The 13,017-nt window shown below is 59.8% G+C and carries 14 protein-coding genes; 9 read left to right on the forward strand and 5 right to left on the reverse strand.

Annotated elements, in window-relative coordinates:
• The first annotated feature begins 122 nt into the window (after positions 1 to 122).
• On the forward strand, positions 123 to 668 hold the full coding sequence (locus AC07XF_RS20870) for a DinB family protein (RefSeq protein WP_495027957.1): 546 nt from the start codon (positions 123 to 125) through the stop codon (positions 666 to 668).
• Positions 669 to 813: 145 nt separating this feature from the next.
• Here the strand turns inward: AC07XF_RS20870 and AC07XF_RS20875 are convergent, their stop codons facing one another.
• Positions 814 to 1,065 carry a glutathione S-transferase family protein gene (locus AC07XF_RS20875; protein ID WP_495027958.1) on the reverse strand — a complete coding sequence of 84 codons (252 nt, stop codon included), beginning with the start codon at positions 1,063 to 1,065 and terminating at the stop codon, positions 814 to 816.
• A gap of 556 nt (positions 1,066 to 1,621) precedes the next feature.
• Positions 1,622 to 2,299: an acyl-homoserine-lactone synthase gene (locus tag AC07XF_RS20880; RefSeq protein WP_495027959.1), complete on the reverse strand. Its 678-nt coding sequence runs from the start codon at positions 2,297 to 2,299 to the stop codon at positions 1,622 to 1,624.
• A 134-nt stretch (positions 2,300 to 2,433) separates the two neighbouring features.
• On the opposite strand from AC07XF_RS20880, the gene AC07XF_RS20885 reads away from it, so the two are divergent.
• Positions 2,434 to 2,664: a hypothetical protein gene (locus AC07XF_RS20885; RefSeq protein WP_495027960.1), complete on the forward strand. Its 231-nt coding sequence runs from the start codon at positions 2,434 to 2,436 to the stop codon at positions 2,662 to 2,664.
• Positions 2,665 to 2,667: 3 nt separating this feature from the next.
• Here AC07XF_RS20885 and AC07XF_RS20890 read toward each other — a convergent pair whose 3' ends face one another.
• The 3 genes from AC07XF_RS20890 to gntB all read right to left on the reverse strand — a co-directional run bounded on the left by AC07XF_RS20890 (position 2,668) and on the right by gntB (position 5,390).
• Positions 2,668 to 3,384, reverse strand: a complete 717-nt coding sequence (locus AC07XF_RS20890) for a helix-turn-helix transcriptional regulator (RefSeq protein WP_495027961.1) — start codon at positions 3,382 to 3,384, stop codon at positions 2,668 to 2,670.
• 142 nt (positions 3,385 to 3,526) lie between these two features.
• The gene (locus AC07XF_RS20895; protein ID WP_495027962.1) at positions 3,527 to 4,426 is read right to left on the reverse strand and encodes a DMT family transporter; all 900 of its coding nucleotides are present in this window, start codon (positions 4,424 to 4,426) and stop codon (positions 3,527 to 3,529) included.
• A complete protein-coding gene (gntB, locus tag AC07XF_RS20900) occupies positions 4,416 to 5,390 on the reverse strand; it encodes a guanitoxin biosynthesis L-arginine gamma (S) hydroxylase (protein ID WP_495027963.1) in 975 nt (324 codons plus the stop codon). The genes AC07XF_RS20895 and gntB overlap by 11 nt, the downstream gene beginning before the upstream one ends.
• A 132-nt stretch (positions 5,391 to 5,522) precedes the next feature.
• On the opposite strand from gntB, the gene AC07XF_RS20905 reads away from it, so the two are divergent.
• Genes AC07XF_RS20905 through argJ form a run of 7 tightly spaced genes read left to right on the forward strand, consistent with a single transcriptional unit; the run spans position 5,523 to position 12,899 of the window.
• Positions 5,523 to 6,422: an enoyl-CoA hydratase/isomerase family protein gene (locus tag AC07XF_RS20905; RefSeq protein WP_495027964.1), complete on the forward strand. Its 900-nt coding sequence runs from the start codon at positions 5,523 to 5,525 to the stop codon at positions 6,420 to 6,422.
• Entirely contained in the window at positions 6,419 to 7,807 is a 1,389-nt protein-coding gene (locus tag AC07XF_RS20910) for an asparagine synthase C-terminal domain-containing protein (RefSeq protein ID WP_495027965.1), read from the forward strand. Before AC07XF_RS20905 ends, AC07XF_RS20910 begins: the two co-directional genes overlap by 4 nt.
• Positions 7,808 to 7,818: 11 nt before the next feature.
• Positions 7,819 to 8,682 (forward strand): TauD/TfdA dioxygenase family protein, encoded by an 864-nt coding sequence (locus AC07XF_RS20915; RefSeq protein WP_495027966.1) that lies wholly within the window; start codon positions 7,819 to 7,821, stop codon positions 8,680 to 8,682.
• Between the two features lie 2 nt (positions 8,683 to 8,684).
• Positions 8,685 to 9,419, forward strand: coding sequence for an NRDE family protein (locus AC07XF_RS20920; protein ID WP_495027967.1), 735 nt, complete (start codon positions 8,685 to 8,687; stop codon positions 9,417 to 9,419).
• Between the two features lie 24 nt (positions 9,420 to 9,443).
• Positions 9,444 to 10,268, forward strand: coding sequence for a GNAT family N-acetyltransferase (locus AC07XF_RS20925; RefSeq protein ID WP_495027968.1), 825 nt, complete (start codon positions 9,444 to 9,446; stop codon positions 10,266 to 10,268).
• Positions 10,269 to 10,287: 19 nt separating this feature from the next.
• Positions 10,288 to 11,745 carry a class I adenylate-forming enzyme family protein gene (locus AC07XF_RS20930; RefSeq protein ID WP_495027969.1) on the forward strand — a complete coding sequence of 486 codons (1,458 nt, stop codon included), beginning with the start codon at positions 10,288 to 10,290 and terminating at the stop codon, positions 11,743 to 11,745.
• Positions 11,742 to 12,899, forward strand: a complete 1,158-nt coding sequence (argJ, locus tag AC07XF_RS20935) for a bifunctional glutamate N-acetyltransferase/amino-acid acetyltransferase ArgJ (RefSeq protein WP_495027970.1) — start codon at positions 11,742 to 11,744, stop codon at positions 12,897 to 12,899. Before AC07XF_RS20930 ends, argJ begins: the two co-directional genes overlap by 4 nt.
• Positions 12,900 to 13,017 lie beyond the last annotated feature (118 nt).

Here is a 13,017-nt window from a genome sequence, read left to right on the forward strand (position 1 = left end):
ATGCTCCAAGCAAGAGTGGCCACTCTGTTGCGCCACACTGAAAACAACGAAGCCCAGTACTAGACGGGGTTTCAAGATGAGCGTGGAGCGCTGATCAAATATTCACTCAAAGGATGAACACAATGAGCCGCACCGGCCATATCTGCTTGATGGCGACCTATAACGAGTGGATGAACGCAAAGATTTATGAGGCTGCCAAAAGCCTGCCAGATGAAGAGCTTTCAGTGAATAGAAAAGCATTCTTTGGTTCTATTCTCGGGACGTTGAACCACTTGGTGGCCGGGGACACTATCTGGCTCAAGCGATTCGCCGAGCACCCGGCGAACCACTTGGCTCTGGAGCCGATTCGGCAGCTTCCTGCCCCCAAAAGCCTTGACCAGTTAACATTCTCAAATATCCGAGAACTTTCGGCACATCGAGTGTGGCTCGACAGGATCATTATCGAGTGGTCTTGCTCCATGACAGAGGCGAATTTAGATCACACCCTCAATTACACAAGCATGACGGGAGTGCCCGCCGACAAGAACTTTTATGGTTTGGTCATGCATTTCTTCAACCACCAGACGCATCACCGTGGGCAAGTGACTACCTTATTTTCACAAGCGGGTGTCGACATAGGTAATACGGATCTGGTCGTCCTCATTCCATCCGAGCCCCGCACACTGTAGAAAATCCCAGCGCTGGAACAGGTTTTGTCACATCAGATCGGGTCGGCTAAACAGTGCAGCCATCCAGAATGGCTGTCAAACCCGAGTGACGGCAAACGGCCAGATAGCGGCCCTTGGGCGAACGATAAGTCCAGCATTTTCTGCATTAACTAAAGTTCGGCTCGGTCAACACGTTGCGCCCTGACTGGCGCAATCGCATGCGCAAAAGATGATCACGAAGATTTGATGTTTTTTCCAGCCATTGCGCACTTTCGGGCACGCGTTCCAAATAATCGAGCATAGGCGTCAGGATGGCGTCCGCCATGCGGTAGTCCGCCCCGCAGAAAAATGGCTGCCCGTCCAATTGCGTCTCCAACTGCCCAAGTGTCTGGATAGCCATTGGCTCGGCGGTAGCCACAGCTACTCTATCGATAGGGCGTGAGGTTGCGCAGGTGAGACCAGCAATAAAAGATAACGACGTATCAGTCGATCATCGGCAAACATCGCCAAGGCAGCGGACCACTGATCGACCTTTACCTTCTGGGCCAAGTCTGCGGGTCTTAGAGAAGTGTGCGCAAAGCTTCATCCACGTGCATCCCGTGTGTGTAATCAGCACTCTCTCTTCGCAGTAAAGTCTGACACTACGTACATCGATTTTCTCGCGCTCCATTGCATTCATCTGTTTGGCAAGAGGAGAAGGTATTCGGCAAGAGGTGTAGTGGTTAGACGGGCGTCCACTTATGCGGCAGCAACTCCGTAATTTCACTCGTCGCGCAGACTGGATTAAACTCATGATCGCAGCCGCGCGTTTTCCGCTGCGTAACGAGCCTGCAACTTACTAATGCATTCAGACTTCTGGGTGGCACCAATTTGATACTGGCTTTTTTAACGCGGACCTTTATTTAATAACTATTTCATTTTTAACGAAGACTCATATTCCCTTCCTCGAATTACAAGTTATAAAACAATGTCAGTTACACGGAGTTTACCTGAGGCAGATTGCAGGTGCCGTGGGCAAGCCATCGAGGAACGTCGGAATCTGCCGGATGCCACGCAGGTGCACCCGCCGCTTCACTAACTGCCCGCTCCAGCGCAGCCGAAGTCCGACCATTGAGCTCGATACGCAACGCCACCGCCCGCTCAACACCGACCTGCAATGCCGGGCCGAAACGGCTAATGTCTAGTCCCAGGCGGATCAGCATCTTTTCGACACCAACCGTAGTGACCGTGACGAACTGCTCCACCCCACACCCGAGGGCAAAGTTCACAATGGCACGGATAGCCTGAGTGGTGCCCTGCGAGAAGCCGAAACGGTTGCCTTGAGGGATCTCGATGGCAAAACGACTCAGCTCCCAGATCGAATCGGAACAAGGCGCTGGTTGGCCATGCAACAGTTCTGGAAATGTATGCGCCAACATATTTGGCCCGATAGTTGGAAGAATCCGCCAGCAACCACAGACATACGCTGAATCTGCATTACGGTTGATAATCATATAATAAGGGTCAAGCGCATCATACCCATCTATTTCCATACCGTTGATAAGTGGTATATCCCACATCTTCTTCTGCTTGAAGATACGAGCCCGAAGCTTGTGCATATCATCCAACTCTTTAGGATTGAATTTATGACGGCGATCAATAGAAATAAACATAGGGAAGATACCGGCGACTTTAAATTTGCCAAACAGGATATATTCACAATGAATAAGTGAGATCCTCCCAGATCAGGGAGGTGGTTCGGGGCTGCCGAGTTTGCTAGGTTTCAGCTTTTAAAGGATTTACCCAGATGAAACTAATTGATACCTCGCCCGCGCGCGAGGTCGCACGCCAAGCCATCAACCTACGCTTGAAGCTGAAGCAAAGTCAGACCGAATTCTGGTCAAGGTTCGGCATCAGCCAGGCCTGTGCCAGCCGTATTGAATGCACCAGCCTGGTACCCGCCCCCGTCTACATCCTGCTGCGCTTGTACCTGAGCGGGCGTCTGCAGGAAAGTGACCTCGCCTGGCGCGGGCAGTGAGACTCAAGGCGTGATCAGTTTCTGCTGGATGGCCTTGAGCACCGCCATCTGACGCGAGCTCACCTGAAACTTGCGGCGTATATTTTTGAAATGGAAGTCGATCGCCGAGGTTGTGCTGGACAGTATCGTTGCGATTTCCCAACTTGTCTTGCCCGCCGCACTCCACTGCAACACCTCTTTTTCCCGACTTGTCAGGTGCACCACCGCGTGGTTTTCAGCCTGTCCCCTGAGCAACCGCTCAATAACGTAATCGCGCAGCAATGTCGCCATGGGCAGGGAGTGAATGATGGCGGAAAGAGAGCGGGGACCCCGCTCGTAGGGTTTGAGGCAAAACATACCCGCCTCGCCTCGCGGGCCGTGCAGGGGCAATGCCAGCCCCAACTGGAGCCCATGCATCGCGGCTTCTTCGAAGAATGCCGATTCCGCGGGCTGACTGTAGTTCTCCCGGTTCCAGAGCAACGGCAGGTTAGAGTTGAGGCAGTGATGCACGATCGGGTCAATCGCGGCATAGGCCTGGCTGTCGTAATGATTGCGCCAGGTAACCGGGTAGTTGCTTTGAATCAATACCTGCTGGTTGGGAGCACCAGGACCAGGCTTTACGCCCAACAGGAAATTCGAGTAACCCAGTCTACACGTCAGTGTCTTCAGGTTCCCCAGCCAGTCCTCGAAGCGCTCCGTCTTACCGAGTTGTATCAGATCATCCATTACCAGCATGGTCATTCCCTTCCATGGTCACACCGTTCGACGGTGCTCTCATCCTGAGATAGCACGAGGGAAATCGAGCCCCGTCATTAAAGTGGGGCGGTAAAGTAGTGACAGGGAGCGTTGAAGTCAATATGCCAGCAAAGGACCCGACAATCGCTCACTCAGTCGTCGGGACGGGGGCTTTACTGCCCAAGCGGATCAGCTCATTGGAGAAACACAGCCCGACGATGATCAGTGCCGCCCCCGCGAACAGGCTTTCGCGCGGTACTTCATGGAGCACCACAAACGCCAGCAGCGCGGCGAACAGCGGCTCGGTCAGTTCCAGCGCCTGCACTTGGGATGGCTTGAGATATTCGATGGCCTTGGTGGTGCAAAAGAAGCCGAGGATGGTCGGCAGCGCGGCCAGCGCCAGCAGTGCGGCGATCGCCAATGGAGACAGCTCGCCGATCACGAAACCATCGGCCGCAGCCGGCATCAGCAGGTACAGGCTGCCAAAAAACAGCAATTGCCGGGTGAAGTGCAGGCCCCCGGACACGCCCATCTGCTTCATGGCAACCGAAAAGCTCCCATAGCCGCAGCCGGCCATGGAGGCAAGCGCAGCGCCTTGCAGGGTAAAGCCCTGTTGCAGGTCGGCGCCAAAGATCACCGCAATCCCGGCGATGGCCAGTGCGGCGCCCACGGTTGCGTTCGCGGTGATGGCGTCCTTGAGGAAAATGCGTCCCAGGATGATCGAGGAAATCGAGGCACTGGCCATCAGCACCACCACTACACCTGCCGCAGCGTAATGCCGATAGGCGGACGTTTCGAAGTGAAACAGCACGAAGATGCCAAGGAAGGCGCAGATTGCCGCCTGAGTCCATTTAGCCGTAGACGCCGGGCGCTTGAGGAAAAGCAATAGGATCGAAAGCAGCATGCAACCCAACAGGGTCTTGATGACGGCCACACTGCTGGCAGTGAAGCCATTACTCATGAGTACTTTGCTAAGCACACCGATCGTTGCGTTCAGTGCCGCGGCGGAGAGTGCAAACATGACGCCTTTGCTGAAACTAGATTGCATTGATGACGATCCCTGTCGCTGCTTTGTCGTTAGATAGAATGCCGGCCCACATCGACGGCGCAAAGTTTGAGGATACAAAGATCCCGCCAAAACCGGCATTGATTGTGGCATAAACCGGATCGCCCAGAAGAATCCTGTGGGCCTTCTTGAGGTTCCAGTACGGAATGGCGGGAAAGAGATGGTGGATCAGGTGGAAGTTCTCTCCGTGCATCGCCGTGAAGAAGTGCTCGAGCGGATGGCTGAAGCGATTGCGGGTGGCCTGCAAATCGGTTTTGGCCTTGACGATCATCGGATAATGCTCGGCAAGCTCGATGAACCAGGTCAAGGCCTGGAAGGTGGTCAGATACGGTAACAGCCAATAAAGCAGGTAGCCTTTGGCGCCGAGGACCAGCGTCAGGCACAACGCGAGCAGACACTGACAGGTCAGCACTGAAAACAGCTCGCCCTTGCTGGGGCTGCGAACCAGCCGATTGACCAGCAGATACCTCAAGCTCTCCGGTGCGCTTATGAACAACATCGGCCTTATCAAATGCGCGAGCGCGAACCTGAACGTCGAATGCGCTTCGAACACTCCGGATTGCCGATAGTACTGGTAGTCGGGGTCGTGATTCGGATCACCCAGCTTGTGATGGTGATCCAGGGTATGGGAGCGCTTGTAGCTGGCCCAGGCCTGGAATATCAGGTAGCCGGAACACCATGTACCGAGGAATTTCTCCAGTCGTCTGCTGCGGCACAGCGCGCCATGAGCCGCTTCATGCAGCAGCGTGGCCAGTGCTCGTTGCCGTGAACCAATCAGCAGGATCGCCAGCGGCAACAGCCAAGGGCTGGACTCGCCCAAGTAAATCGCCAGGCTGATCCAGAACAGGTTCTGCAGCAGCGCAATGGGGCCGTGGTAATTGTCGTACAGGTACAACTTCTTGATTTGGTCCTTTAACTCTTTCGAGAATCGGTGTCTGGGTAACATCAATAGTCCTGTTGATTAACCATGGAAACTTTTTAGCCGTGCGTACTGCATGCGGCAGGATTTCGAGCGACCACGGAAACTAATGAGTTACCAGGACGACCACAACCTCCCTATTCCGGGAGGTACCAGACCGTGCGCCTGCCTATTAACGTGGGCGTTACCGGCCTGCGTCAGGCACGGCAGCACCACTGCGCACAAGGACGTCACGGGGATTTATCGATGCCAGGGTTTGAAAACGATTACGCCACTTACGATTTCGACATTACCTTCGAGGGTAGTGTCGCGCTGGTAGCCTTCACCGACTCGCACCGGCACAACCTGTGGTCGATGCCGCGAATGGAGCAACTGACCCGCCTGCTGAGGCAACTGAACGCGGATGACGCGGTGGGAGCAGTGTTGTTGCACAGCGGCGAGGGCCGCTCGTTCGGCGCCGGAGGCAGCTTCCACGAGACCTCGACATTCACCGGTGGCAACGAGGTCGACGTGTGGATCGATCACGTCACCGACCTGTACATCGCCGCCCTGCAACTGAACCGTCCATTGATTGCCGCCATCGACGGCTACGCCATCGGCATCGGCCTGCAAATAGCCCTGACCGCTGACTATCGGATCGGCAGCGATCGTTGCGTGCTGAAGATGCCCGAGTTCGAATTGGGCATTGCCTGCACCTTCGGCGGCTTCATGCTCGAGAAGATCATCGGTCGCAGCCTGATGCAGAACATGCTGATGTCCTGCGACGCCTGGCCTGCGCAACGTGCCATGGCCGACGGGCTCCTGCATGCCGTGGCCGATGCCGGGCAACTGCGCACCCGAGCCCTGGAGCAGGCTCACCGTGCCGCCGCGTTTACCGATGCAGCTTTTCGTAATACCAAGGCCTACCTCAACCGGGACTTCATCGTTGGCCTGGAGCAGACCCGCATCGCCGGCAAGCAGGCGCACCGCGCGGCCTTCGCCGCCGGTGAAGCACAAGGACGGATGAAGGCGGTGCTGAACCGGTCCACCGCGCAACCGAGCGTGGGGGCGATCTCGTGACCGTACATCCCTGGTTGCTGCTCTCCAGTCGTCCCCTCGAACACTTCGAAGACGCCCGCCTGCCATCGACCGCGTCGGCCTTCCAAACCTATGCCTCGGCCTGGTCAATGCCCGCTCCCGCCACAAGTGCCGATGCGCAGGACCGACCTTGCACGCGCTGGAGCGTGGGGGGTGACAATCTGATCGATATGCAGGGTGCCCGGCTAACCGTGACGACCAGTAGCCGCAACATGACCCCGCTGTACTGGAGCGCCGATGATCACGGAAACTTCGTCCTGTCGACCGACCTGCTCATCGCCGCCAGCGCCTGGGTGCGCCTGACCGATTGTCAGTTGGCCGTGCGCGAGGAAGCGGGCGTGCGCCTGGATGATCGTTCGAGCATCCAGGGCATCGACCGGCTACCGCACAGCAGCCACCTGGAGGTCGTCCTCCACGGCAACCAGGCGCGCATCGAACGTCGTGAAATGCACGACAGCCTGGCCATGCAGAGCGCTCGCTACGACGACGCCCTGTCCGCCGGGCAGGCTCAGATCCGTGCTTTGCAACAGAGCATCGCCGGCCATCTGCAACGGCCCGCAAAGGTCGCCGCACTGGTCTCCGGCGGTGTCGATTCCGGGCTGGTCGCTGCCCTGCTCGCTGCGCAATGTCCGAGCTTTGAAGCCTTCAGCATCGGCACGCCCTGGGGCAATGAGTTCGATGATGCCCAGCAACTGGCCGACGCACTCGGGCGCCCGCTGAACCGTATCGAACTCGACCCGCAATCGATTTTGCTGGCGCTGCCACAGACCATCCGTGCCTTTGCCCATGCACAGGCACAAGCCGTGGAGATCGGTGTAGCGATTACCGCGTTCTGCAGGCAATTGGAAGATCCTCGACTGATTTTCACCGGCTATGGCTCGGACCTGATCAACTCCGGCCTGGCCACCGGTGACGGTCTTGCCGAAGACATACGCCGCAGCATCGCCATCGAGGTCAACAAAACCCGCTACTCAAGCGAACTCACCAGCGTCGCCGCCCAGGCCTGTGGCAGCGAACTGGTCCATCCCTACTGGGACCTACCGGTATTGCGTACGGCATTGGACACTTGCCCGTCGGTCAAGACCGCCCGCGGCCGCGAAAAGGGCCATCTGCGCCTGGCCGCCGAACAATGGCTGCCGGCGGAGGCCGCCTGGCGCAAGAAAACTGCTATCCATCATGGCAACGGACTGGGTACCGCGCTGACGCAGTTGATCGACGCCACCACCGGCCAGAGCGCCAGTGCGGCGACCCTGTACCGGCAGATCCTGGCGACCCAGCTGGACCAGGCCGTGCGTGCCCCGCTGGCGCCCCTGGGCGCCGAAGAAGTGCTTGACCGTTCCCTGCAATCAATCGCTCACCGTCGCTGAAGGAACCGCCCATGAACTCATCCGTTTTCCCGCGTGGCCTGCGCGACCGGGCCCTGACCGCCTCGGGCCTGGGCGTCCATTTGTCGGACGAAACGCCGCTGGCCGCCGTTCGCCAGGCTGTGCTCGACCATGGCGTGACATTGCTGCAGAACGTCCAGCTTGACGAAAGCAGCTTTCGACAGTTTGTCGAAAGCCTGGGCGACAAGGTGTCCTACGCCGAAGACAACGCCAAGGTCGGCTACGGTTTTGCCGACATCCTCAAGCTCGACGGCACCCACGACAAGGAAAAGGTCATCACCGGTCGCGGCAGCTTGCCGTTGCATACTGATGGCATCCTGCTCGGCACCCAGGTCGACCTGATAATCCTGTATGCCGAGGACGTCAAGGACATCGACGAGGACGGCGCGACGGTGGTGTGCGACCAGCTCGCCGCCTTGAAGGACATGCCCGAATCGCTGCACCAGCCACTGCTGGACGGCCGGCTCGAGTACCTGGCCTTCGAGCGCGGCTACTTTACAAACGTGCCCGAAGGCTGGTACCCGATTTCCACCTTCCGCGACTACGGTCGCGTGCGCTCGCTCAATCTTGCCCTGCCCTTCGACGGCCAGGCCAAGGCCAGTTGGGACGTACGCGTGCCAGGGCTGAGCGAGGCGGCGTCAGCCGCCTGGTTCGCGGCGCTGGAACAGCACCTGATGGCCGATCGGTACCTGTACTGCCATCGCTGGCGCAAGGGCGACCTGTTGATCATCGATAACCAACGCACCCTGCACGGCCGTCGCGGGCTCCTGCCCAATACCTGCCGCAAGCTGCTGCGCGGCCAGGTGACGTTCGAGGCCGTCGCATCGGCGCCAGGCGCTGCGCTGGGGAGTGCCTGAGGGTGTGCACAATCATTGCTGCAGTCGGGCTTTCGCCGCAGTGGCCGGTGCTGCTGGCGACGGTGCGCGACGAGTCGGTAGAGCGCCCATGGCACGCCCCCGCCGCGCACTGGCCTGAGCATTATCCACAGGTGATCGGCGGCCTGGACCTGTTGTCCGGCGGTACCTGGCTGGCGCTGGACACTCACCGGCACCGCGCCAGTTTCCTGGTCAATCGCCCTGAGCATGCAGGCAGTAATACCCGCAGCCGTGGCGAACTGCCGTTGATCGCACTACAGATGCCCGAGCGACGCTGGGACGCCGAGAGCCTGCGTCGATACAACGGTTTCATCCTGGGGCAGGCCGATGCCAGTGGCTTGACGCTTCATCAGTGGGATACCCGGTCGCTGCGTTCGGTGCGCCTGGAGAAGGGCATCCATGGCCTGTGCTATCGCGGCATCGGCGAGGATCACCCGCGCCTGGCACGGCACCTGCCCCGGTTCGCCGCAAGCCCCCTGCCCCAGCCAACCACGACGGCCTCCCCTGCACACGCCTGGGGCCGGTGGCTGCAGCTTTTGGCTGGCGATGGCAAATACAGCAGCGCAGCAGATGCGCTGCTGTGGCGACGTGACGTCGAAGGTGGTCTCTGGACCTCCCAATCAGCCGCCTGCCTTGCGCTGGGCGTACGGCAGGCGCGGCTGGATTTCAGTGCCTCTCCACTGGAACCGGCCAGCTGGCGCAACGTGACGTGCTCCTAATCCTGTTAGAACGAGAATGATGCCTTGAATATTCAACCCCTTGAGCCAGATAACTACCCCCAGTTGCTGGCCTTCATCCGCCAGTCGGACGATGCCGATGCCCAGCTGTTCCTCGTCGGCGCATTGAACAGTCGCGCCGAGGGCCTGCAGGTGTTCGTGCACCAGGATGCAGAGCGGCTGCTCGGCGCCGTCGCACTGCTACCGAGCCTGCCGCCGTTTGCCGTACCGGTGATCCTCATCGTCGGCGAACCGGGCGCGTTGCTGGCGCACATTGCAGAAGGCCATGCCAGCCCCCAGATGGCCATCGGCCCCAAGGCCGCTCTGGAACGGCTGCTCGAACACTGGCCAGTTACCTGGCTGCCACTGATCGGCCGTCGCGACGAGGTACTGCTCAAGCAGTTCGATGCGTTCCCGGTCGGTTCAGCTCCGGCGCTCACCACGCGCCTGGCCGGCCCCGAGGACGAGGCCACTCTGGTCGACTACCGGATCCAGATGGAAAAGGACTCCGGCGTAACGCTGGTCTCCAGCCGCGAGCAGGCCACGCAAACTGTTCGCCAACTCACCCGGACCCAGGCACTGCATGTGGTCGAGGTCGATGGGCAGGTCGGCGGCTGCACCGCCCTGACCAGCCGGGACGAGCAGCACGAGCAACTGGGTTTCATTTTCGTCGAGGCCCGGCACCGGTTGCGGGGGGTCTCGGACAAGCTGCTGGGCGAGGTGTGCGCCGGCATCCACCGTCGCCAGCGCAGACCCCTGACATTTACCTGCGTCGGCGGCCCGTTGCGCCATCGCCTGGGCGAGATCGGTTTTCGCGTGGTGGGCGAACACCTGAAGCTGTATTTCGGCTGACCATCAAGGAGACCGACGAATGTTCCAGCGACAATTCCTCAGCGTGGTTGCGCGTCATCGAGACCACCCGGCGGTCATCGACAGCCATGGCAACGCCCGCACCTACGGCGAGTTGCTCCAGGACATCGACCAGTTGCGCGCCCGCCTGCACGGCACCGGCCTGCGTGAGGGAGACGTTGTGGCGACCCAACTGGGCGACAGCACTGGCTATGTGGCGCTCTTGTTCGCCATGGCCAGCCTGGGACTGGTGCACTGCCCTGTAAGCCTGGCAAGCAATGTCGAGCATCGGGCGATGCGCCTGTCCCAAGTCGACGCCGCCGTGCTGGTCACCGAATCGGGCATCGTACCGGCAGATACTGACGTGCCAGGCTTCGCCCTGTGCAACCCGTCCCACGTCACGCTGGAGGCCCCCGTCCACGAAGAGCAAGCCGGGCTGATGCGCATGCAGGAAACCTCCGGCAGCACAGGCACACCAAAGCTCGCCTTATGGCGCCAGGACCGTCTCTTTCGGGAAATCCTGCACTGGGTCGAGTGTGCCGGGCTCGACGCCAGCGCGCGCTACCTGAACATCCATACCCTCGATGGCGGTCATGCCGTGGACTTGCACGTGTTCCCGGCCTTGCTGACCGGCGCCACGCTTTACCTCGGCGAAGCCACCCGGATCGAGGACAACTTGCGAACGCTCCACGAACAGCGCATCAGCGTGATGAGCGCTTTACCGGCCCAGTACCTGGAACTGGCGCAGGCCGCGCAACGGTGCGCAATCCGTCTGCCGGCGCTGGCCCTCCCGTTCTGTGGAGGCGCCTACCTGGACGACCTGGTGGTACTGGAAGCCGAACGCTGCCTGGGCGTGCATATCAAGCGAGTCTACGGTTCCACGGAATTCGGAATGATCCTGGCCAATTTCGCCCCCGGTCTGCAGATAGGCTGTGGCATGCGCGTGGTAGGAGATGTGGAGGTGAAGCTGGCGATCCTCGACCCCGCACAGCCGGAGATCGGCGAAGTCATCGCGCGCTCCAATCATCGGGGCTCTGGCTATTTTCCACTGCCGGCCAACCCGGTAGAGGATGCCACCTATGCAACGGGGGATATCGCCAGGCAGCTGGCCGATGGCAGCCTGATGCCCCTGGGGCGGGCGAACGATGCATTACTCACCGTGCATGGCACGCAGTTCGCGCCGGTCCTCGAAGGGCGTATTGCACAGGCAATGACGTTCGAACGGGTGGTCATACTGGTCGATGAGTTGGATCGCCGTCGCGCCCATGTGGTGGTGCAGACGGGTATTGCCATGGCCCGGGATTGGCAGTCGGAGCTTGCCGGTTTGCTGGAGAACATGGGAATTGTCGGTCGCATTGCGGTGCTTGAACGGATACCGTTGACGCCGACTGGCAAGCCGGACCGCATGCGCCTGCGCAAGCAGCTCGGCGAGCAGCATGAGGACAAGGAATCAATCACTCTTCTGAAGGACCTGACATGAGCAAAACGCACATCCAGCCGAAAGGCTTCCGCAGCATTATCGCCAACCTGGGCATCAAGGACAGCCGCGACGATTTCATGGCCGTCATCTCCGAAGTGCCGGCCAGCGTCAGCGCCGTATTCACCCAATCACGCTTCGCCGGCCCGAGCGTGACCTTGTCCCGCGAGGTCGCCAAACGTGATACCGCACGGGGCCTGATGGTCATCGCGCGAAACGCCAATGTCGCCACCGGCCCAGAGGGCCTGGCCAATGCCCAGGAAGTGCGCATGGGGTTGGCCCGGGCGGTGGAAGTCGACCCGCAGGACCTCATGATCGCCTCTACTGGCGTGATCGGTCGCCAGTATCCGATGGAAAAAATCCGCGCGTTCCTGGGCGACGTACCGGCCCTGCAACCCGCCGACTTCCAGCGCTGCGCGGCGGCGATCATGACCACCGACACCCACGCCAAGCACGGTGCCCGTAAGGTCGGCAACGCCAGTCTGGTGGGCATCGCCAAGGGCGTGGGGATGATTGAACCGAACATGGCGACCCTGCTGACCTTCTTCTTCACCGACGCCAGGATTGCGCCCGACGTATTGGATGCACTGTTTCGCAGGGTGATCGACAAGACCTTCAATGCCCTGAGCATCGATACCGACACCTCCACCAGCGACTCAGCGGCGATCCTGGCCAACGGACTGGCTGGCGACGTGGACCTGGTTGCTTTCGAGCAGGCACTTTACGACATCGCCCTGGGGCTGGTGCGGATGATCGCCTCGGATGGTGAAGGTGCGAGCAAGGCGCTAGAGGTACAGGTCACGGGGGCACGTGATGATGCGCAAGCCAAGCGTGTAGCCAAGGCCATCGTCAACTCGCCATTGGTCAAGACGGCCGTACATGGCGCGGACCCGAACTGGGGACGCGTTGCCATGGCGATCGGCAAGTGCGAGGCGGAGCAGGACATCGACCCGAGCAACGTACACATTTTCTTTGGCGAGACCGAGGCCTATCCGCGCCAACTGGACGAGGCCGGGTTGATGGAGGTCCAAAGCTACCTGCGCGGAAAGGAAGTGCTGATCTCGGTGAACCTGAACATCCACCGGGGGCAGTTCACCGTCTATGGTTGTGACCTTTCTGAAGGCTATATCCGGATCAACGCCGACTACACGACCTGAGGCTTATTGTGGCGGAGCTGCTGAGAATGCCGTTTTCAGGTCCGCCAGGCTGCACAGCAATGAACTCTTCTGGCCGTTTTCAGCCCTTCGCGACAGGCAGAAATCGGCCAGAAAGCGG

The organism is Pseudomonas sp. GW821-FHT01C01 (assembly GCF_059422645.1).